The organism is Yoonia sp. D2-7, from assembly GCF_055809435.1.
This window is the reverse complement of sequence record NZ_CM147912.1, coordinates 538,244-559,244: the sequence shown is the minus strand read 5'-3', so window position 1 is coordinate 559,244 and position 21,001 is coordinate 538,244. Positions and strand designations below refer to the sequence as shown.

Sequence of the window (21,001 nt, the reverse complement as noted above, 5' to 3'; positions counted from 1 at the left end):
CTTTTGGCCTTAAATATCTCGGGGGTTTGGGGGCTGGCCCCCATATTGACCGCCGCCCCGACACAAGCTAGCAGGCGCGTTCAATTACCAAAGGGTTCATCACATGGCACGCAAACGTAAGGGACGCGATATCTCAGGTTGGCTTGTTGTGGACAAACCTGCGGGCATCACGTCGACGACTGTTGTCGGCAAAGTGCGCTGGGCTTTAAACGCGAAAAAAGCGGGACACGCTGGCACCCTTGATCCCGAAGCCACTGGCGTTCTGGCTGTGGCGCTGGGCGAGGCGACTAAGACCGTGCCCTATATTACTGACGCTTTGAAAGCATACACATTCACGGTGCGTCTTGGCCAAGCCACAAACACCGATGATGCCGAAGGCGAAGTGATCAAAACATCCGACCTGCGCCCGACAGATGATCAGATCAAAGATGCGCTTGCCCCGTTCATTGGCGACATCATGCAAGTACCGCCACAGTTCTCTGCCGTGAAGGTCGATGGCCAACGCGCCTACAAAAAAGCCCGCGACGGCGAAGAGATGGAGCTTGCCGCGCGTCCGCTGTGGGTCGAAGAATTGTTGCTGATTGATCGTCCCGACGCAGACCACGTGGTTCTTGAAATGACCTGCGGGAAAGGCGGCTATGTCCGTTCTATCGCCCGCGATCTGGGCGCCGCACTTGGTTGTTATGGTCATGTCCTGCAACTGCGCCGTATTTGGTCCGGTCCGTTTGATGTGGAAGACGGCATATCGCTGGACCAAATCGACGCGCTCGCAAAGACGCCGGACCTGGACGCACATTTGCAGCCCTTAGAAGTTGGCCTTGCCGATTTGCCAGAGGTGACCTGCCCCGCCGAAAGTGTTGTGAAACTGCGTAACGGCAATCCGGCCCCAGTGATCGGGTCGGGTTTGGAATATGGCGAAGAAGTTTGGGCGTCGCACGATGGCACCCCGATTGCCGTGGGCAAATATCTGGGCGGCACATTGCAGCCATCACGGGTTTTCGTCGCTGATTCGATGTGATTTTCGCGCTTCACGGCGCGAAATGTTACAAGATGTCACGCGCCTCACGCGGCCGTTATACGATGCCCGATGTTTGTTTCACGAAATGTTACAGTTTTGGGTGGGTCGGTCATCCCTGCGTGATAGGGCTGCACAGAGCCAGTCACATTCGGCAAGTTGTGTTCAACGATACACAGAACACATGACCGAAAGACTTGCCCCATGACCGACATCAAACACTCCGCCTTCACCGTTCTCGCCGCTGGCGCTTTTGCCACCATCGCCTTTGACGCCTTCGGCCAAGGCCTGTCGCCGATGTTTGGGTTTGCCAAGCTGGCACCAGTTGGTCTGGCCCAACAAACGCTCAACACTGTTTTCGACAGCGTGCCAAAAGGGACAGCGCACATGTTGCACACGATCACTGGCGTTCTGTTTTACACGCTCGGTTACCTGCTGATCGCGCGCCCCGTTCAAAAGATGATCGTCCCGAAATTGCATTGGGGTCTGACCGCCGTCGCTTATGGCGTCGCCTTGTGGGTGTTCGCCCTGTACGTCATGGCCCACCTTGTTGCTGGAAATCCCGCATTCCTTGGCTTTAGCGGCATCACGTGGGTCGCGCTTTGGGGTCACATTTTGTTTGCGGTTGTCGCAGCATGGGTGATCGAAGCTCGCGGTCTGTCCGTGTCCTACGCCAAAGCGTCTGCCGTGACGGCCTAATCACTTCTCCTACCTCCCTTCCTACCCTCCTCCCAGTTGCAGGCCGTCTTTGTTCATCAAAGGCGGTCTGTTGCTTTTTGCGGGGGCAACACCGATATCAAGGCCATGATCACGCGACACCATTCCGATGGGGCGACACTGTCCTCTGCGACCTATTCAGATTGCGAAACCTATCGCTACGCCCTGACCCGTACTTGGGATGACACGGGAAAGCGGCTGATGTTTGTGATGCTCAATCCGTCAAAGGCGACCGAGGCCCATAATGACCCAACCGTTGGGCGATGCGAGAACCGTGCGCGGGCTTTGGGCTATGGTGCATTTCGTGTCACCAACCTGTTCGCGTTGCGTGAAACAGACCCGATGCAGATGCGGCAACATATTGAACCAAATGGTCCTGATAATGATCAGGCATTGATTGAAGGTGCAGGTTGGGCTGACACCACGATCGCTGCATGGGGTGTTCACGGCGTTCATCTTGGCCGCAACGCAGAGGTTATCACCTTATTTCAAAACAATAATCGCGCTTTTCACGCTCTTGGCATGACCAAAGCAGGGCACCCTCGCCACCCGCTTTATATGCCTTACAGCGCGATGCCCGCGCCTTGGCCGGCATAATCCTGCATTAACCAACAGACTTGTTCGCACCAGACTCCGATTTAGGCATTTGCTATTGAAGCGGGATCACGTTGGGCCGGGGGCGGTACCGCTTTTCAGGAAGACGAACATGCTTGCTATCATTGCTTTATTCGGGGTCGCCGTTGCGTCGATTGTCATCACTGACGCGGACCATGAAACCGATCCAGAAACAACCGTGGAACCTGCCCCAGAAGACGACCGCACTGGTGCGACAACGCCGTTGCAAGAAGCGTTGATGCCCAGCGAAACGCTTAATAGTGCGGGCACCGGACAAACAATCGCGGGGACTGTGCGCGCCGATCTGTTGTTTGGTGGGACAGGTGACGATGAAATCACAGGTGGTGAAGGCGAAGACACGCTGCATGGTGACGATGGAAACGACACCTTGTTTGGCGGGAAAGCGATGGACAGCCTGTTTGGCGACATTGGTGACGACGTCTTGGACGGTGGTGACCACGCCGATGACCTGATCGGTGGCAGCGGTGACGACACGCTGTATGGCGGCGACGGTGACGATGAACTGCTGGGATCGTTTGGTAACGACACTTTGGAAGGTGGCGCAGGTCAAGATGTACTGAACGGCGGCGCTGGCGATGATATCTTGATTGGGAACGACGATACCGACAGCGATTACCTGAATGGCGGTCGCGGCGACGATATTCTGCGCGGTGGCGTTGGGGATACTCTGTCCGGTGGTGAAGGTGCGGATACGTTCGCGGTAGACGCTGATCAAGAAGGAACGGCCTACATCGACGACTACGATCCTGATGTGGACGTCATAGAAGTTGTTTATGATCAGAACGGACCGGCACCCGAATTAACCACAAGTCGTACTGACGACGGGCTGGCCCTTTTCGCAGATGGCGACTTTGTCGCGGGGTTTGCAAACGTCGAAACGCTTGATCTTGACCGGATTGCTTTGGTCGCCGCCTAAAAAACCCTTTTCTTTTTGCCTGTTCTTGCCTAAACGCACCCATCCGATCAGGGAATCTCCCTGCCGGATGCTCCACGGGCCTTTCTGGACGACATCCCGGATCGCGCCATCAACCCTTTAGATAAGGAGACCCCGATGTCGATTACTGCTGAAGATAAAGCACGGATCATGAAAGAATTCGCCACCAAAGAAGGCGATACAGGTTCCCCAGAAGTTCAGATCGCGATTCTTTCATCGCGCATCGCGACTTTGACAGAACACTTCAAGACCCACAAAAAAGACAACCACGGTCGCCGTGGTCTGCTGAAAATGGTTGCTCTGCGCCGGAAGCTGCTGGACTACACACGTGGTAAAGATGAGGCCCGTTACCAGGACCTGATCAAACGTCTTGGCCTGCGCCGCTAATTTAGCTGCCGCACCACAGATACGGAAAAGCCCACCAATTTTGGTGGGCTTTTTTGTTTTTGGATTTAGGCCTGCGCCACGTTCTGCGCAATTTCCGCAGCAATCGCTTTAGCATCCACACCGCCGCGATCCGCCGATATCCGCAGACCAAGCAAGTCAGATTGATAGCGCCGCGCCAAATCCTTTGGGGTGCGACCTGACGAAATGTGACCGTCGGTTTGCGCCTGCGCGAAAAGGGCAGCGAATTGCGTTTCCATGGCTTTCAAATGAGCGTCAGCTGTTTCGGCCAAGGGGTGGTCATGCGCATGCAATTCCAGAAACGTTTTGGATAACATACAGGCCTTCGCGGGCGCATCTTCGGTTTCAACGACCATCGCCGGAAACCTTTGCAATGCAACGACAGGGCCATATTCCTGCGCTAGTGCCGCAAGCCGCGCCTGCCCGTCGGACGCATATTTTTCCATGGCAAGCGCAAAGAGCGCGTCCTTTGACCCGAACGCCGCATAAAAGCTACCGGGTTTCATCTGCAATTCAGCCTCAAGATCTTTCAACGACGTGCCTGCCCAGCCTCGTCGCCAGAACAGGTCGCGGGCACGCTTGATCAGATCATCACGGTCATAATTTGGCTTGCGCGGCATGTGTTCACCAATAGTTGAATGATTGCTCAATTATATACTTGAGTGATCACTCAAGAAAGCCTAATCAGCAAACATACGTAATGAAAAGGACCTAAATCATGGCTTTCCCATCCCACGACCTCGATTCCGCACCTGAAGGCTCTAAGCCGCTGTTGGAAAATTCTCAAAAAGCTTTCGGTCGTTTGCCAGGCTTGCACAAGGTTCTGGCGGAAAGCCCGCAGGCATATGAAGGCTATCAAGTGCTTCACAAGCTGTTCACTGAAACCGAATTTAACGCAGACGAACTGACGGTCGTTTGGCAATCAATCAACGTTGAACATGCCTGCCATTACTGCGTTCCTGCCCACACGGGCATCGCGAAGATGATGAAAGTGTCCGACGAGATCACCGAAGCCCTGCGCAACGAAACACCACTTGCGTCAGCTAAACTGGAAGCATTGCGTACTTTCACAATCCAGATGGTCCGCGAACGCGGCAATGTGTCCGACGAACAGATGAAGACATTCTTTGACGCAGGCTACGGCCACCGCGCGGTTCTGGATGTGATCCTTGGCTTGGCGCAAAAGACGATGTCCAACTATATCAACCACGTCGCACAGACACCTGTTGATGAGGTGTTCCACCCATTGAAATGGACACGCAGCGACACACCGCTTGAAGTATAAAACAAGATCGAGCGCGCCTGCGATAAGGCGCGCTCGAACCACTTAGGTCATCCGAATGACGGCTTTATCAATCGCGAGCACATAGCCTTTGCGGGCGATGTTCTTGACCAAAAGTTCGCTCATCATTTGGTTGCCGAGCGTATCGCGCAGACGCTTGATCCGCGTCGCCCCTGCTGCCTCATCACATTCAGACGCATCACGACCAGAGATCACACCTTCGATTTCAGCGCCGGACAAGACCTCGTCATCCATCCGCGCCTCTGCCAATACAGACAACGTTTCGATCGCCGCATCCGTGAGCTTAAACGCAAAGTCGTTCAGATAGACCGCTTTTTCACCACGGTTGATCTGGAGCGAATTCACTTCGATCCCTGCCCTTTCGATCCGCCCCATCCGGCGGTTCAATGCGATCAGCAGCACAAGGAAAGCGACCGCAGCCACCAACAAGGCAGTCGAGAACATCAGCAAAACGAAAATAACAAAGCGGTACGACGCAAGCGTATCCGCAAAGTTCGTTCCGGTTTGGGCCAGAATTTCAAGCAGCTTGATCTCGGCATTGCCGGTCAGCGTATCGTTTTCGACGAAAATTCGTTCGACCTGCGCATTAAACGCGTTCGCGTCAGGCAGGTTGATGAACAGTAAAATAGCCGCGACCGCGAGGATCACGACAATCCCAATGATTCCAGCCACCACAAGACGGCTGCTGATTTCGCGGGTCTCAGAAGCGGAGGAAATAGTCACCGGCGCTATCCTTCTTGTCATCCAGTTGCGTATCGTCAAACACGCTCAGTACGTTCAGCAGTTCCCAACCGCCAGACGAAAGTCGCCCTGACAGTTGTGACGCCGCATTACTGACAGAACAATCACCCTGCACAGTCGCCACACCATAGTGCAGACGCAACGGGTTGTCCTGTTTAGCCTTGTAGTCAGCGTAGCAGGCCGCCTGAGCAGCCCCCGTCAGCATGACCAATGCCATGATGGAATAAAGTAAGGTTTTCATGCCCTGATCTATGCCCCTGCCCTGCGTGTTATTCAATATCGCCCAACGATAGCCCGCTTGGTATCGCATAACCATCCCCCGTTATTGATGGTCAGTCCTGACAAGGCCCACGTTCGGTGCATCCCGCATCGCAGCCAAAGGAGCAAACGATATGCGTAAGACACTGACAGCCGGCCTGACCGCCCTTTCCCTTGTACTTGTCCCCGCAGCGCCCGTTCACGCAGAAACCAATGACGCGTTGAACCGCGCCATACTTGGCTTGTTGGCGGCAGGTGCCATCGGCTTGGCCATCAACAAGAGCCAAAGCGAAACGCGCAGCATTCCAGTTCAGCACGACAACCGTCGTTGGACACATGACGACAACCGACGGACCGAACGCGACCAACACCAACACCGCGACGATCGTCGCGCCCAGTCGCAGCGTCGTGTTGATCCGCTGCCAAGCCGGTGCTTCCGCCAGATCGAGCTCGGTAACGGACGTGTTCAGTCTGTATTCACCGAACGCTGCCTTGACCGCCGCTTTGCCGATAACGCCAGCCTGCCGCGTCAATGTCTGACGCGCCTTGGTGGCCGTGATGGCAGCCGACGCGGCTACGAAGCCAGTTGTCTACGCGACCGTGGCTTCCGATCAGATCAACGCTGGTGAGCAATAGAGATAGATGCACCCGCCCGAAGGTCATGTCGGGGGGTGTGTCTTGTGGGGCGAGGGTTTGGACGACCTCTCGCCCCACTTTTGGGTTGAAGGGGGGGGCTGGCTCTGGTCTGAAACCTTATGGCCAAGACGATTCCCACGTTTGAATATGAAGAAGACGCAATCAACAGCGGCTATAGCCGCGTTGCAGGCGTAGACGAAGTCGGGCGCGGCCCATTGGCGGGACCCGTCGTTGCAGCCGCGGTTGTGCTGGACCCAGACAATATTCCTGACGGGTTAAATGACAGCAAACAGATGTCCGCCAAGAAGCGCGAGGCGCTTTACGACATCCTGTACGATGTCGCCGATGTATCGATCGCAGAGGCCAGCGTGCGCGAGATCGAGGAAATCAACATTTTGCAGGCATCGCATTTGGCCATGGTCCGTGCGGTTTCGGGTTTGAAGCAACCTGTTGATTTTGTTCTGATCGACGGAAACGCGGTTCCGCGCGGCCTGAATGTTGCCGCAGGCACTTTAATCAAAGGGGATACGCGGTCATTGTCCATCGCGGCCGCCTCAATTGTGGCCAAAGTGTGGCGCGACCGTCTGATGTTGTCGCTAGCGCAACAGCACCCCGGCTACGGCTGGGAGACAAATGCAGGCTACCCCACACCTCAACACAAAGCGCGGCTAAAAAGCCACGGTGTCACTCTACATCATCGCCGTACATTCGCCCCGGTACACAATATCTTGTGGCAAGAAAAAAAATAAAAACACGAATTTTTAAAGATATTTACACAGAATCGTCTGTGAATCATTGTGAACTCAACCAACGAGCGGAACAAATTCGCCGAGGCAGAGGCAGACGATGAAAACCAAAACGAAAGCCCCAAAAGGGGTGTCGGAGGCGGCTACGCTTCCCCTAAACACGATCCTTGATGGCGACTGCATTGAGCGGATGAATGCGCTTCCTGCGGGTTCTGTTGACCTGATTTTTGCGGATCCGCCCTATAACCTTCAGTTGAAGGGCGATCTTCACCGTCCCGACAATTCCAAGGTAGATGCCGTGGATGATGCATGGGACCAGTTTGATAGCTTTAAGGTTTATGACCGTTTTACAAAGGCTTGGCTGAAAGCCGCCCGTCGCCTGCTTAAACCGAATGGCGCGATCTGGGTCATTGGGTCTTACCACAACGTGTTCCGGATGGGCGCTGAACTTCAGAACCAAGGCTTCTGGATTTTGAACGATGTGGTTTGGCGCAAGTCGAACCCGATGCCAAACTTCCGCGGCAAACGCCTGACGAACGCTCACGAGACACTGATCTGGGCGTCTAAAGAAGAAGCGAGCAAATACACCTTTAACTACGAGGCGCTGAAAGCGCTAAACGAAGGTGTTCAGATGCGATCTGACTGGGTGCTCCCGATTTGTACCGGTCATGAACGTCTTAAGAACGACGAAGGCGAAAAAGCACATCCAACGCAAAAGCCGCAATCTCTGCTGCATCGCGTTTTGGTTGCGACAACCAACCCAGGTGACGTGGTTCTTGACCCGTTCTTCGGGACTGGCACAACGGGTGCCGTCGCGAAAATGCTGGGCCGTGATTTCATCGGCATCGAACGCGAAGAAGCATACCGCAAGGTCGCTGAAAAGCGCATCAAGAACACACGCAAGTTCGACAAAGAGGCGCTTGAAGTGTCCACATCGAAACGTGCAGAACCACGTGTTGCCTTTGGTGTTCTGGTAGAACGCGGCATGCTGCGTCCAGGAGAAGAACTGTGGTCCATGAATGGACGCCACAAGGCTAAGGTCCGTGCAGATGGCACCGTGATCGGGGCAGATATCAAAGGGTCTATCCACCAAGTGGGGGCAGCCTGCGAAGGCGCGCCAAGCTGTAATGGCTGGACCTACTGGCAATTTAAACGCGACGGACAAAAGGTCCCTATCGACTTGCTGCGCCAGCAGATCCGTTCCGAAATGGCCAAACACAACTGATTTTACGAATACCGCCGGTGCAAGTGGCCCGCCTTCCCTGCAAGGGGAAGGACCGCTTGCACGAACTTCACCCCGCCCTTGTGGCGGGGTTTTTTTTGGTCAATTGTCTAGCTACGCTGTAATGTGCGGGGACTAAGATGACTGATCCAGTGACGGAACTGCGCCATCTTGAGGCTGATCTGATGACACGGGCCAGCGGTATCGCCAGTCAATTGGCGCAACCAGCATCGGACGTCCGCAATACAGCCGTTGATACGCAATGGCAGGGAATTGCCCGACAGTTTGGGCCTTACAAATCCAGCCTTTCCGCCTTGCAAAATGCGCCTGTCACGTTTCATGCCGATCACCAAACATACCTTAAACATGGGGCGTATCGCGCGTCGTTGTGGTCCAAAACAAGGATGCTCCTTGATCGGTTAGCCGCACACACGACGCAGCCACTTGTCACACAACCAAAGCTGCAAGCGGTTGATCGCAATAACGATTTAATGTCCTACCTGACCAATTCGCTGCATCACCTGGCCAACCCGATTGCAGAGGATCGTCGTTTTTCTCATGAAACGCAGTTTCCGGATATCCCGCTGTCGGGTGATTATTTTGTCAACCTGATGCAAGCGGCCTATCGCGTAAGCCTTGCACAGAGCGGAAAACGGCCCCTTAGGTTTTTGGATGTCGGGTGCGGAGGCGGCACAAAGCTTATGATCGCAGCCCACTTTTTCGAACAGGTTGACGGGCTGGAATACAATAGCGCTTTCGCGGCAAATGCGCGGCAGGCCCTGCATTTATCCCAAACTGATGGATGTCACGTTGTTGATGGCGATGCTTTGGAATTTGACGGATACGGCGATTATGACGTGATCTATTTTTATCGGCCGATCTCTGATCCGCAGATGTTGGCAACCATGCAAAATCGGATACTGCGTCAAGCCAAAGAAGGGGCGATCATCATCGCGCCAACTGCAGCACCAATTGCAAAATCCCAAGCTGTTGTTGTCGCCGAAAATATCTACCTCGCGCATGCGACGGCGGAATATGCGACTACAATCGCTGCTAAAGCGGAACAGACGGGCCCCGATTGGCGGTTAGAGAATCCGCCATTTGATCCAGCGCTTGGTTTTTGGCTGCCCCTGATCAATGCCTGCTGCGACAATGGGTTTTGCCTACCGCGGTAACGGATTTGTCCCTTGCTTATACGGCAGCCAATCTTCGATTTCTGGATAGTATTTCTCGCGCCAAGCCAGAACGCGCGGGTTCATGATTTTCCGCCAAAGACGCGGCGAAAGTGCCGCCATTGTCATAAGCGGATACCCGTAGGGCAGTTGCGGCGCATCGTTGTCATCATAGGTTTGCAGCAACGGAAATCTGCGGTCCGGCTTGTAGTGATGATCAGAATGGCGTTGCAAATTGATGAGCAACCAATTCGACGCTTTATGCGCCGCATTCCACGAATGACGCGGCAGGACGTGTTCATATTTACCGTCGCCCAAATGTTTACGTGTTAATCCGTAATGTTCGACATAGTTCACCAGCTCGAGCTGAAAAACAGCCCAGAAAGCTTGGACCAGAAACAAAAAAACGCCCCACCAACCGCCAATGACAGCGGCCAGAACGATGAAGCCGGCCTGCAAAGCCCAATACCGGAAGAACGGATTGGACAGGTCGGTCCATGGTTTTTTCTTGCGGGCCAGCATCGCTTTTTCTGCGTTGAAAGCAGATGCATAGCATTCAGCCAGCACGCGCGGGAAGAACCGCCAGAAGTGTTCATTGTAACGCGCTGTTACCGGATCCTTGGGCGTCGCGACGTAGCGGTGATGCACAAGCAGGTGTTCGGAACGAAAATGCGAATACAAGACGGATGCCAGCAAAATGTCCGCCAGCCAGCGTTCCAGTTTTGACTTCTGATGCATCAATTCGTGCGAATAGTTAATCCCGATGGTGCCCGAGATGATCCCGAACCCTGCGAACAACGCCCATTCTTCCAGCCAATTCAGGTGGTCCGTGTTCAGCACATAGATCATGGCCCCAAAGATCGTGATCAATTGTATGGGGGTCCAGATCAATGTGATCAGTTTGTACCAGTACAGCTGTGCTTCAGGCGTCTGCGGGTCTGCATTTTCTTCGTTCAAGCCCGTGAAGTAGTCCAAGACCGTAAACAAATACCACGTCGCGAGCGGCAGTAGCAAAAGCGCCCAACCGCCGTAGAGTGCTGCGATCATCGCAAGCGGGATCAGGATCAAAGACAGCCAGAACGGCAAAGCGGCCGAAAGCCGGGTCATCGCCGGTATGGAAGGTGCAGTGGTCATCGCCATTCTCACTATCGTTTGACTGTTACACTACATTTAACGGGACTCTGGCTCAATTGTGGCGTCACGTCGCGGAACAAGATCAAAAACCTTGCGCATCGCCGTCGGAAGCGCTGATGGTACAAACGCATGGTGCGGGACAAAATGGCCGCGCGTGGGGTCAAGGTTGTCAGGGACATCCGCAACCATGACCTTCAGCCGCAAATGAAAATGCGTGAAGGTATGCCGCGCCTCTTGCCCGCTGTCTTTCCAATCCGCCTCTAAAGGCGGTGCAGGCGTAGGGTCGTCCGACCAATCAGAGCTTGGGAAAGCAAGCATCCCACCGAGTAACCCCTGATCGGGACGCGTTTCCAGCAGCCAAGCACCATCATCGCGGCGTGCGACATAAACATAGCCCAAACGCACAGGCGTTTTCTTTTTCGGGGTTTTCTTTGGCAGCTGAGCCGCTGTGCCAACCTGCCGCGCCGCACAAGGGTCACGCCATGGGCAAATTCCGCAGGCGGGATTCTTGGGCGTGCAGATAGTCGCGCCCAGATCCATCACGGCCTGCGCATAGTCGCCCGGTCGCCCCTGAGGCGTTAACGCTTCTGCGTGTTTCATCAAGACTGGTTTGACGCCTGGTAAGCTATCGTGAATGTCGTACATGCGCGCCATCACGCGTTCGACGTTACCGTCAAGCACGGTTGCGTGCTGGTTAAACGCAATGGCGGACACTGCAGCCGCAGTATAAGGACCGATGCCCGGTAGCTTTAGTAAGTCATCGTAATCGCTTGGGAATACCCCATCATGTTCTGCCACGATCACGCGCGCACATTTCAACAAATTGCGCGCCCGTGCATAATACCCAAGCCCTGCCCATGCGGCCATCACCTCTGCGTCTTCGGCTGCGGCTAAATCTATCACGGTGGGCCACAGACCGGTAAATTTGCGGAAATATTCCTTAACTGCCGCAACAGTCGTCTGCTGCAGCATCACCTCTGACATCCAGATGAAATAGGGATCAGGGCGCTGTCCCGCTTTGCTTTGATCTGGTGGTACGCGCCATGGCATGGCCCGCGCGTGGCCATCATACCACATCAGCAATTCGTCGCTTAGATCACGCAATGTTTATTGCTCCTTTAGCTCAGGGGCTGGCTTGGCCTGCCGCATTGCTTACATTAGAACGGAATGATGAAACAACCACGCCATAAGGGGTCAACCTACGGGTTTTCTCGGGCATCTGGATTGATGCAGAACCGGATTCGCAAAGCCAGCGAAGCCCGTGGTTTTGCCGTGACCCGGCTGCTGACCCATTGGTCCGAGATTGTTGGCGAAGGAACAGCCAAGATCGCGACCCCCGTCAAGGTCAGCTACGGCAAGGGTGGCATGGGCGCGACATTGTCTATTCTGACGACGGGCGCACAAGCCCCGATGCTGGAAATGCAAAAAGATCAGATTCGCGACAAGGTAAATGCCTGCTACGGCTACCGCGCAATTGCCCGCGTTCGGATCACGCAAACGGCCCCTGTTGGCTTTAAGCAAGGGCAAGTCGCCTTTGACCGCGTGGAAGAAAAACGACCTGAGCCAGCTCCCGTGTACCGCGAGGCGGCAAGCCAGATATCAAACGACGTGACAAGCCCCGCGCTACGCGATGCGCTTGCCGCACTTGGGGCTAACATCCTGTCAAAACACAATAAATCTACCAAAGGATAACGACATGAAACGCAGAGACCTTTTGAAAACAGGCGGTGCCGCCGTTGCCCTTTCGGGTGGCTTTGGCACGTTTGTACAGGCGCAAGAAACCACGATTGAAATCCCTGATATGGTGCTCGGTGATGAAAACGCGCCAATCGAAATGATCGAGTACGCGTCCTTCACATGCCCACATTGTGCGTCTTTCCATGCCAACGTGTACCCGCAGCTGAAGGCAGACTACATCGACACTGGTAAGGTGAAATTCATCTACCGCGAAGTGTATTTTGACCGTTTCGGCCTGTGGGCATCCATGATTGCACGCTGCGCTGGTGAAGACCGTTTCTTCGCAGTTTCAAACCTCGTCTACGAAAAGCAGCGCGAATGGACCGCAAGCGGCGATCCGGCAATTGTGATTGAAGAACTGCGCAAATTGGCAAAAACAGCTGGCTTGAATGATGAAACGCTTGATGCGTGCATGTCCGATGCGGACCAAGCGCAAGCATTGGTGGGTTGGTACCAAGCGAACGCCGAACGTGACGGCATCAACTCTACACCTAGCTTCCTGATCAACGGCGAAAGCCATGGCAACATGACGTACGAGAACTTCAAGACGATCTTGGACGAAAAGCTGGGTTAACCCTTAAAGGCCAATCTGACTGAGGGCTGCATCAAGTGGCCCCCAGTCGCTGATTTGTAGCCGAACCGGAACTGTCAGCACTTTTGCCCTGAACGCGTCGGGCAAGCGCACCGCATCTTTTTCAGTCGTCACCATCTGCGCGTTCTTCAACCGCGCTTCGGTTTCCAGCCTTGTCATCAACGCGGCGGTCAGCGGTTGATGATCCGACAAAGCTTCACCGTGGATCAGGACAACACCCAAGTCGCGCAAGGTCTGAAAGAACTTTTCAGGATGCCCGATCCCAGCAAACGCGAGTACCGGCAGCCCCTGCCACGGCATACCTGTCGGCAACGGTTCAAGATGGCCTTGAACATGTCCGGACAGGTTAGGCCATTGATCACGAAACTTATTTTGATCGTCCTTCGCGCCAATTGAAAGAACGATGTCAGCCCGCTTTAGACCAGCGGCAACAGGTTCACGTAAAGGACCGGCAGGGATAACTTTGCCGTTTCCAAAACCCCGCTTTGCGTCGACCACCACAATGGAAACGTCTTTTTCAACGCTTGGATTTTGGAAACCATCATCCAGAATAATGACGTCGGCACCACCGTCCTGCGCCGCTGTCACACCTGCGGCACGGTCTTTCGCAATCCAAGTCGGCGCGAAAGCTGCCAGTAACAGGGGTTCGTCACCGACTTCGCCTGCGGGATGCGCCGTCGGATCAACACGGTTCGGACCATTCAGGCTGCCGCCATACCCGCGCGACACAATATGCGGCTGATGACCCCTTGCAATAAGCCGTTCCGTCAACGCCATTGTTGTCGGCGTTTTTCCAGTTCCGCCCGCGTTAATATTACCAACGCAGATGACCGGAACAGTGGCTTTCATGCCGGACTGCGCAACACGTCGGGCAGTGGCCGCGCCATAAAGTGCACCCAAAGGCGACAGAATGCGTGCCTGCCATGCTGGCGATTGCGCCGATGTGTACCAAAAAAGCGGAGCTTTCATATTACGCACCCACCCCGTCAAGTTGTTCCAGCAACGTTTCGGCCAACCGATTTGTCACATCGGCCCCGCGTGATGTCACATCCCACGCGGCATGAACGATCCGGGCGGCTTTGTCGGGTGACAAAAGTGTCTCGACAGTTTTTCCGAGATCCGCGAAAGAATTCACAGCAACACAGGCGTCAGCGGCGGCGAGTCTGGATATCTGCGCCTCATACGGCTGCACGAACGGCCCATGCAACACTGCGGAGCCCAAAGTCGCGGCTTCAAACGGTTCACGGCATGTCGTTCCCGTCAAAGTCCCGCCAAGGTACGTGATTGGTGCCACGCGATACCATAAGCCCAACTCACCCTCTGTATCAGCAACATAGACCTGCGTTGCCTCGTCAACCTCTTCATCAGCGGAACGAAGACATACGGAAAACCCGGCCCCGCGCAGCGTTTCCGCCGCAGCCACGCCGCATGACGGATCACGCAAAGAAATAATCAGGAATAGACGATGCGCACGACGGCTTGCCTGATGATGGGCCTGCGCGATTTGTGAAACCTCGGAAATATCGGCATCCGCCGCGAACCAAATCGAACGGGCGCCAAGCGATTTGGCGATATCCTGACGTTCGTCTTCGAAGTGCGGCAAGGCGGCAGGCGCGCTTTCGAGCGGACCAAGCGTTTCAATGCGGTTCGCGTCAACGCCAGCCCGTACAAGTGCGGGTGCGACGTCATCCGCGACTGTCATAATCTTGGCAAACTGGCGCAACATACCGCGTGTCAGCCCTGGCACCCAGGTCTTGGTCGTGGGCCGTGCGGTTGCCTGCTCGGCACCAACAAGCACGCAAGGCGTTTTGGCCTGCGCCAGTTCATACAACGTCGTCGCATCAAGTTCCGGACCGAGCCAAAGCGTCAGGTCCGGTTTCCAATGGTCAAGAAACGCGCGTACCGGTGTGCGCCCTAATGGCGTATTAAAAGTATCGTCCATCCCATCGGCAGTCGTGATGACCAGAAAAATGGGATCGCCATCGGCCTGCAAACGTGTTTCCAGATCCCGAAGAGCATCCATCGGCAAATCGCCGTTCACGCGCACCCAGATGACACTGCCTTGGGGGCGTTGCGGCAGTTCATGGGTGTCCTGCTCTGCCCTTTCACCGCCGCGGCGTGAGAAATACGCCGCAAGTGAAAGTGACTTATCAGGCATTCGGGTGGTCCACTTAGCCGAGTTCTTCGGTCGATGATGCTGCTGTTTCTTCGTCACGCAGGCGGTGCAAATGTGCGATGAAATAGCGGGTATGTGCATTATCAACGGTGCGGTGCGCGGCCGCCTTCCACGCGTCGTAAGCCGTCGCATAGTCGGGGAAAATACCTACGATATCGATATTGTTGACATCGGCAAATGCGCTTTTGGTTGGATCGATCAGCTCTCCGCCGAAGACGAGGTGTAGACGTTGTGTCATAGGGTTAACCTTTTTTGACTTGACCGTGTTGTATCAGACTTATGCGTTTGGTGAAGGTGTCTCAACCGTTGATGCAGCAAATGCTGTCTGCAAAAGACGTGTTACAGGGCTACCCGCTACCACGCCGTTAACCTGCGGATGCGGATTGTTAAAACGCAGCGGTGCCCCCGTTTGATCCGTCACCTCGCCGCCCGCTTCGGCGACGATCAAAGCGCCCGCTGCGATATCCCATTCCCAAGACGGGCGTAGCGTCATCATAGCGTCAAACCGACCTTGCGCTGTCAAAGCCATCCGATAGGCCAGCGACGACCGAAATTTACGTACCACACCAGCTGGCGGCGTTTGATCTGCCCAGAATTTATCGGCAAAGCTCGCTTTGTTCGACAACACGGTCGCACCGTCCAGATTGTTCTTTTGAGAGACTTCGATCGGGTTCCCGTTCAACGTCGCCCCACCGCCCTTTTGGGCGGCATAAAGGTAATCGCGCATCGGCAAATAGACGACGGCTGCCATCACTTCGCCGCCTTCAAGCACGGCCAATGCATGCGCCCAGTCCTGCGATCCCTCGATGAACGCCCGCGTGCCATCAATTGGATCCACAACGAATTGGCGCCGGGTCGCGAGCCGCCCCATGTCGTCTTCAGTTTCTTCAGACAACCAGCCATAATCGGGCCGCGCCCGTTGCAATTCGTGGGCCATCAATTCATTAACGGCCAAATCAGCTTCGGTCACAGGGCCCGCACCGCCACCTTTGTCCCAGACTTTGGGGCGATCAACGACGAAACGTCGGGCGATATCACCCGACGCCTTGGCCGTCGCAATCAGCAGGTCCAGATCAGTCACCGGCAAGCGTTAGCCCTTCAATCAGGATCGACGGCACGACGTGCGACAGATGTGCCCGTGCATCGTTCGCCGGAATCATCCGCAGCAGCATGTCGCGCAGATTGCCCGCAACCGTGCATTCGTTGACCGGATAAGTAATTTCACCGTTTTCGACCCAGAACCCAGACGCACCACGTGAATAATCGCCCGTATTCGGGTTCACAGTCGATCCGATCATCGACGTGATCAGCAGCCCCGTACCCATGTCGCGGATCAGGTCTGCCCGCGATTTATCGCCTTGTGTCAGCGCAAGGTTCGACAGGCTTGGCGATGGTGGTGCGGATGTCCCGCGTGATGCGTTGGCTGTACTGTCGAGCCCCAATTTTCGGGCGTTCGCAAGGTCGAGCGTCCATCCAGTCAGCACACCGTTGTCGATGATCGCTCGGCGCTGCGTCGCCAGCCCTTCGGCGTCAAACATGCGCGATGAAAAGGCGCGTGGACGGCGCGGGTCTTCGATCAGTGAAATACCATCAGGCAAGACCTGTTCGCCCAGCGCGTCACGCAGCCAGCTGGACCCACGCGCGATTGCCGCACCGTTGACGGCTTGGCTGATGTGCCCTACAAGGCTGCTGGCAATCCGTTCATCAAACAGAACCGGAAAGCTGCCGGTTTTGGGTTTGCGGGCACCAGTACGTTCGACGGCACGCGCCGCGGCTTGGCGTCCAATGTCTTCGGCGTCGCGCAGATCGGCTTGAAAAATGCGGCTATCGTAGTCGTAATCGCGTTCCATTTCAGCGCCAGTCCCACTGATTGCGACGCAGGACAAACCACGGTCGCTGCGCGTGTAACCGCCGGAAAATCCATTAGACGCAGCAAGGTGGATGCGGCGACGACTGTAACCTGCGGAGGCGGATTGAACTTGACTGATATCTTTATTTTCAAGCGCCGCCGCTTCTGCGCGGGCAGCATCGGCTTGTAATTCTGCCGGATCAGGTTCGTCGGTTGGGTCGAACATTTCCAGGGAACTGCTGTCGCGGTCCGCAGCAAGTTGAGACGCATCAGCCAGCCCCGCGTGCGGGTCTTCCGGTGCTTCACGGGCCATCGCAACGGCACGTTCGGCCATCTGTTCCAGCGTTGCAGTTTTCGCATCAGATGACGAAACACAAGCTTGTCGATTGCCGACAAACACACGCATCCCAACATCCACGCCTTCGGACCGTTCTGCCTTTTCCAAGGCCCCCGCCCGCACATCAATCGACACCGATGTACCATCAACGGCGATGGCATCGACAGCGTCTGCTCCCGCCTTTTTGGCAATTGCGATCATCTGTTCTGTCAGGGTGGAAAGCTGTTGGGTCATGTGTGCCTGCTTTGAATAAGTCGTAAGACAGGTATGCGGCGGGTCGCCCCGCCGCAAGGGGCGCTTAGCGCATGCGTTGGCCGTTCACGATGACATGACCTTCGCCGTTCACGTCCAGACGCGTTTCAAAGGCATCGTCGCCTGTCGCTTTGGCAATAAAGCCCATGCCAAGACGCGCCATGCCCGCTTCGTCCGGACCAATAACACCGAAGCCAACCAAACGATCGATCAATGCGTTTGCGCCATCAACGTTCAGGATCGCACTGCCTTCCGGACGCGGGAACCCATCAAAGGTTGCCATGTCGGAATTGTCGACAACAAACGCCCCGGTGGCCAAGGCACTTGCCCCGATAGCAGAGACCGAAATTTCGTTGATCGTCAGGCTTTCAAGGCTAATGGGCGGTTCCGATTGATTCATCTGCGCTTCGATAGTTGCGAAATTCAACGCATCGATTTCAGAGATCACAGTGCCCGCGACATCAATATTAATCGACGCTGGATCACGCGGCAGATCACCATTTGGATCAAAAAGCCCCCAAAGGTCTTCGCTGATTTCCAAATCGGAGAAATCCAAACGCATAGCAACATCTTGCGGTTCTTCGCTTGGCATCAGTGGGAATTTGTAGCCGCCGACGGCTTTCCCCATGCTGCCAGAAATCGGGAATGGGAAAACGTCCGGGATCAACATGTTGAATTCGACGCCTTCGCCTTCGGCAAACAGGTCAAAGCCGGTGGCATCAATTGAAAAACGACTGGTTGTGCGGCCGGAGGTTTGTGATTGCTCGGACAGGATATCGCCGTCGACTGTCGTAACGGTTTCGCTGGAACTACCTTCCGCATCTGCCGTACCACGCAGGTAAGCGCCTGCCGCCAATGCCGCGGACAAGTTCATGATGTCCGAACCGCCAGCGGGGAACGCTGTCTCAAACGTCGTGTCATTCGCGCCGAACCGTCCCGTGTTGCTGATCACAGACCCGTCTGCATCGTTCAACACATAGGCCACGTCAGCGGCACCCGTTGTCATTTCTGTTGTTGTTGTGATCAGGTCGCCCGTCAAAACGCGTGACGTAGACGAATAACCCGCCCCGCTAGCAAGCATCGAAAAGTCGATGTCTTCCTCTGGCACTTCGATATCTTTGACTTCAACCGTCAACGCATCGGCTGATTGCACGAATGTCATATCGGCGGGGTCGCCTGACACAGTGCCTTGGAAATTGTCTTGCGCGATGCTTAGTGTCAGCGCCCCTGACCCTTCGGACGGCACATCAAATTCGATCCGCACATCAAACGCATCAGGGTAGGAGATGACGACAGTCCCATCAGACTGATCAACAAAGCGCATGTCAGGCAAACCAACCCGCAACGTCGCGACATCAAACGGGAACCGGTAAAGCAGCGCGCTATCGCTGATCACGGTCTCGTCGCCGCTGGTTGTCGGGGTGCCAATAACTTGTGCACCAGTTGATTCATAATATGCGGTGTAGGTCGCCCAAACGTCAGCGCCCGTGACGTCCGCCGCGACGCTTTGCGCCAACATAGCCGTGGCAGATAAAACAGTCGTTCCAAATAGGTTTCGGCGAAGCATCATATTTTCCTTATATTACAATAGAAAAGGGGTGCGACGGCCGTCCATCGCACCCCCTATTTCGTGCAGCTTACTGGATACGTTGACCATTGGCCATGATGTGACCTTGATCATTGATCTCGATCTTTGAACTCAGCTCATCGTCGCCGGTAGGCGTGGCGAACATCCCCATGAACATGCGGCCCATTGTGGCCTGTTCAGCAGGCAGCAGCCCCATTTCGACGACTTTGTCGATCAGCGCATTCGCCCCTTTGATCCCGATATTCACTTCGCCTGTTGGACGTGGCAATCCGTCAAAGGTTTCCAGATCGCTGTTGTCGAATGTGAAATCACCAGCGCCCGTGATTTCAGCACCCGCCGCTGCCAGACGCAAACCGATCAGCTGAAGGCTGTTCAATTCACCTGGTGTGTCAGCAAAGGCCATTGCTTCGGCTTGTTCTGGGTCCAAGATATTGAAGAACAATTTGGCCATGCCAGCCAATTCAAGTTCAGCCGTCACAGGTTCACGCGGGATCGTGCCCGTCGGGTCCGCCATGTTCCAGATGTCGTCGCTGACCGTGACTTCGGTCAAAGCGAATTTGAAACCGAACGGTTCTGCCTCGTCTGTACTTTCCAGTGGCATGTAAAAGCTTGTCTCGGCTTGATCCCAAGAAAAGCTAACGGGGAACGGCAGATCTGGCATTTGTGCGCTGACATTCACACCATCAAATGCGAAACCATACGCGAGATCAGATTGGTTCATTGTGGCGTTGAAACCGCCTTCACCCATTTGAATGCTCGCCGTGCCAGCATCACCATCGACGCTGAAGTCAGCGATAAAGCTTGCGCCAAGATATCCCATCGTTGAATCGACGCCAAAGCCGTTCGCGAACCATGTGTCAGGCGCGTCCATATCCAGACCTTCGGGCATATTCATGGTCCCGTTTGCACCCAGCCGTTCCATTTTGCCGCTCACAAGCATGTAGCCATCGCCGCCCGGTTCTTTGACATCAAACAAGACGTCTACATTTTCAGCGATCATGTCATAAGCCAAGGTACCATCTGCGCTAGTTTGATACGTGCCAGATAGATCGTTCGCCTTCACGAAAATGTCGCCTTCGACATCTGCGGCATCGCCTTTAAATTCGGCAACACGCATCGTGTAGCTGTCTGCGCTGATGTCGTAATTCATCGCATCAGGATCGCCACTAACGGTAATCGCCATGTTTTCCTGAGCAACCTCAAGATCAACGATCAGGTCGTCCTCTATGTTTACCGCAATCAGATAGCTGTCCGGCACATCAACGGACACTGTCCCATCGCCGTTTTCTGTAAAGACAAGCGGGCCCAGGTTGGTCGTGACGCTGCTGAATTCATCAGACATGGTCATGCTCAGGTCGTTCACGGTCAGCGTCGCGTCGTCTACGACTTCGCTGCCGATAGAAATGTTTTCGGACCCGTAAACCTGAATTTGCTTTTGCCAGTCGGCCCACACATCGGCGGCCGTCACATCTGCAATCGCGGCAGAAGAACTCAGAAGGGCAGCTGCACAAACGGCACCACGCAATACAATGACGTCTTTCATAAGATGTC

At 55.0% G+C, this 21,001-nt stretch carries 24 protein-coding genes; 12 read left to right on the top strand and 12 right to left on the bottom strand.

Features of this window, described 5'->3' with window-relative positions; genetic code table 11:
- Positions 1 to 103 precede the first annotated feature (103 nt).
- The 5 genes from truB (at position 104) to rpsO (ending at position 3,689) form a co-directional block, all read left to right on the top strand.
- Positions 104 to 1,018 (top strand): tRNA pseudouridine(55) synthase TruB, encoded by a 915-nt coding sequence (truB, locus tag AC0L7R_RS02625; RefSeq protein WP_473658672.1) that lies wholly within the window; start codon positions 104 to 106, stop codon positions 1,016 to 1,018.
- A gap of 201 nt (positions 1,019 to 1,219) precedes the next feature.
- Positions 1,220 to 1,714, top strand: a complete 495-nt coding sequence (locus AC0L7R_RS02620; protein WP_348106779.1) for a hypothetical protein — start codon at positions 1,220 to 1,222, stop codon at positions 1,712 to 1,714.
- 105 nt (positions 1,715 to 1,819) lie between these two features.
- Positions 1,820 to 2,329: a DUF1643 domain-containing protein gene (locus AC0L7R_RS02615; protein ID WP_473658671.1), complete on the top strand. Its 510-nt coding sequence runs from the start codon at positions 1,820 to 1,822 to the stop codon at positions 2,327 to 2,329.
- Positions 2,330 to 2,438: 109 nt separating this feature from the next.
- Positions 2,439 to 3,284 carry a calcium-binding protein gene (locus tag AC0L7R_RS02610; RefSeq protein WP_473658670.1) on the top strand — a complete coding sequence of 282 codons (846 nt, stop codon included), beginning with the start codon at positions 2,439 to 2,441 and terminating at the stop codon, positions 3,282 to 3,284.
- A gap of 135 nt (positions 3,285 to 3,419) precedes the next feature.
- A complete protein-coding gene (gene rpsO / locus AC0L7R_RS02605) occupies positions 3,420 to 3,689 on the top strand; it encodes a 30S ribosomal protein S15 (RefSeq protein WP_247127642.1) in 270 nt (89 codons plus the stop codon).
- 65 nt (positions 3,690 to 3,754) lie between these two features.
- Here the strand turns inward: rpsO and AC0L7R_RS02600 are convergent, their stop codons facing one another.
- Positions 3,755 to 4,327 carry a TetR family transcriptional regulator gene (locus AC0L7R_RS02600; RefSeq protein ID WP_473658669.1) on the bottom strand — a complete coding sequence of 191 codons (573 nt, stop codon included), beginning with the start codon at positions 4,325 to 4,327 and terminating at the stop codon, positions 3,755 to 3,757.
- Between the two features lie 98 nt (positions 4,328 to 4,425).
- Between AC0L7R_RS02600 and AC0L7R_RS02595 the strand changes: the two genes are divergently transcribed.
- On the top strand, positions 4,426 to 4,992 hold the full coding sequence (locus AC0L7R_RS02595; protein ID WP_473658668.1) for a carboxymuconolactone decarboxylase family protein: 567 nt from the start codon (positions 4,426 to 4,428) through the stop codon (positions 4,990 to 4,992).
- Between the two features lie 42 nt (positions 4,993 to 5,034).
- Here AC0L7R_RS02595 and AC0L7R_RS02590 read toward each other — a convergent pair whose 3' ends face one another.
- The gene (locus AC0L7R_RS02590) at positions 5,035 to 5,685 is read right to left on the bottom strand and encodes a winged helix-turn-helix domain-containing protein (RefSeq protein ID WP_247127750.1); all 651 of its coding nucleotides are present in this window, start codon (positions 5,683 to 5,685) and stop codon (positions 5,035 to 5,037) included.
- 25 nt (positions 5,686 to 5,710) lie between these two features.
- A complete protein-coding gene (locus AC0L7R_RS02585) occupies positions 5,711 to 5,992 on the bottom strand; it encodes a hypothetical protein (protein ID WP_473658667.1) in 282 nt (93 codons plus the stop codon).
- Positions 5,993 to 6,143: 151 nt separating this feature from the next.
- On the opposite strand from AC0L7R_RS02585, the gene AC0L7R_RS02580 reads away from it, so the two are divergent.
- The 4 genes from AC0L7R_RS02580 to AC0L7R_RS02565 all read left to right on the top strand — a co-directional run bounded on the left by AC0L7R_RS02580 (position 6,144) and on the right by AC0L7R_RS02565 (position 9,788).
- The gene (locus AC0L7R_RS02580; protein ID WP_473658666.1) at positions 6,144 to 6,638 is read left to right on the top strand and encodes a hypothetical protein; all 495 of its coding nucleotides are present in this window, start codon (positions 6,144 to 6,146) and stop codon (positions 6,636 to 6,638) included.
- A 126-nt stretch (positions 6,639 to 6,764) separates the two neighbouring features.
- Complete coding sequence (locus tag AC0L7R_RS02575; RefSeq protein ID WP_348108073.1) at positions 6,765 to 7,394, top strand: ribonuclease HII; 630 nt, start codon at positions 6,765 to 6,767, stop codon at positions 7,392 to 7,394.
- A gap of 97 nt (positions 7,395 to 7,491) precedes the next feature.
- Positions 7,492 to 8,616 carry a site-specific DNA-methyltransferase gene (locus tag AC0L7R_RS02570; RefSeq protein ID WP_247127648.1) on the top strand — a complete coding sequence of 375 codons (1,125 nt, stop codon included), beginning with the start codon at positions 7,492 to 7,494 and terminating at the stop codon, positions 8,614 to 8,616.
- A 137-nt stretch (positions 8,617 to 8,753) separates the two neighbouring features.
- A complete protein-coding gene (locus AC0L7R_RS02565; protein WP_473658665.1) occupies positions 8,754 to 9,788 on the top strand; it encodes a methyltransferase domain-containing protein in 1,035 nt (344 codons plus the stop codon).
- Here the strand turns inward: AC0L7R_RS02565 and AC0L7R_RS02560 are convergent.
- Both AC0L7R_RS02560 and mutY read right to left on the bottom strand, forming a co-directional pair.
- Positions 9,777 to 10,919 (bottom strand): fatty acid desaturase, encoded by a 1,143-nt coding sequence (locus tag AC0L7R_RS02560; RefSeq protein WP_473658664.1) that lies wholly within the window; start codon positions 10,917 to 10,919, stop codon positions 9,777 to 9,779. The two genes, AC0L7R_RS02565 and AC0L7R_RS02560, sit on opposite strands and share 12 nt — an antisense overlap.
- Before the next feature lie 36 nt (positions 10,920 to 10,955).
- A complete protein-coding gene (gene mutY / locus AC0L7R_RS02555) occupies positions 10,956 to 12,023 on the bottom strand; it encodes an A/G-specific adenine glycosylase (RefSeq protein ID WP_473658663.1) in 1,068 nt (355 codons plus the stop codon).
- A gap of 66 nt (positions 12,024 to 12,089) precedes the next feature.
- Between mutY and AC0L7R_RS02550 the strand changes: the two genes are divergently transcribed.
- A complete protein-coding gene (locus tag AC0L7R_RS02550; protein WP_473660341.1) occupies positions 12,090 to 12,611 on the top strand; it encodes a DciA family protein in 522 nt (173 codons plus the stop codon).
- Between the two features lie 4 nt (positions 12,612 to 12,615).
- Positions 12,616 to 13,230 (top strand): DsbA family protein, encoded by a 615-nt coding sequence (locus AC0L7R_RS02545; RefSeq protein WP_247127652.1) that lies wholly within the window; start codon positions 12,616 to 12,618, stop codon positions 13,228 to 13,230.
- Between the two features lie 3 nt (positions 13,231 to 13,233).
- On the opposite strand, the gene lpxK is transcribed toward AC0L7R_RS02545, so the two are convergent.
- The 7 genes from lpxK to AC0L7R_RS02510 form a co-directional block, all read right to left on the bottom strand.
- Complete coding sequence (gene lpxK, locus AC0L7R_RS02540; RefSeq protein ID WP_473658662.1) at positions 13,234 to 14,217, bottom strand: tetraacyldisaccharide 4'-kinase; 984 nt, start codon at positions 14,215 to 14,217, stop codon at positions 13,234 to 13,236.
- 1 nt (position 14,218) lies between these two features.
- Complete coding sequence (locus AC0L7R_RS02535; protein ID WP_473658661.1) at positions 14,219 to 15,406, bottom strand: glycosyltransferase N-terminal domain-containing protein; 1,188 nt, start codon at positions 15,404 to 15,406, stop codon at positions 14,219 to 14,221.
- 13 nt (positions 15,407 to 15,419) lie between these two features.
- Positions 15,420 to 15,662 (bottom strand): DUF4170 domain-containing protein, encoded by a 243-nt coding sequence (locus AC0L7R_RS02530; RefSeq protein WP_247127655.1) that lies wholly within the window; start codon positions 15,660 to 15,662, stop codon positions 15,420 to 15,422.
- Positions 15,663 to 15,701: 39 nt separating this feature from the next.
- Complete coding sequence (locus AC0L7R_RS02525) at positions 15,702 to 16,511, bottom strand: inositol monophosphatase family protein (protein ID WP_473658660.1); 810 nt, start codon at positions 16,509 to 16,511, stop codon at positions 15,702 to 15,704.
- Entirely contained in the window at positions 16,498 to 17,844 is a 1,347-nt protein-coding gene (locus AC0L7R_RS02520) for a metallopeptidase TldD-related protein (protein ID WP_473658659.1), read from the bottom strand. The genes AC0L7R_RS02525 and AC0L7R_RS02520 overlap by 14 nt, the downstream gene beginning before the upstream one ends.
- A 64-nt stretch (positions 17,845 to 17,908) precedes the next feature.
- Positions 17,909 to 19,432 carry a hypothetical protein gene (locus AC0L7R_RS02515; protein ID WP_473658658.1) on the bottom strand — a complete coding sequence of 508 codons (1,524 nt, stop codon included), beginning with the start codon at positions 19,430 to 19,432 and terminating at the stop codon, positions 17,909 to 17,911.
- A gap of 67 nt (positions 19,433 to 19,499) precedes the next feature.
- Positions 19,500 to 20,993, bottom strand: a complete 1,494-nt coding sequence (locus tag AC0L7R_RS02510; protein WP_473658657.1) for a DUF2125 domain-containing protein — start codon at positions 20,991 to 20,993, stop codon at positions 19,500 to 19,502.
- Between the last annotated feature and the right edge of the window lie 8 nt (positions 20,994 to 21,001).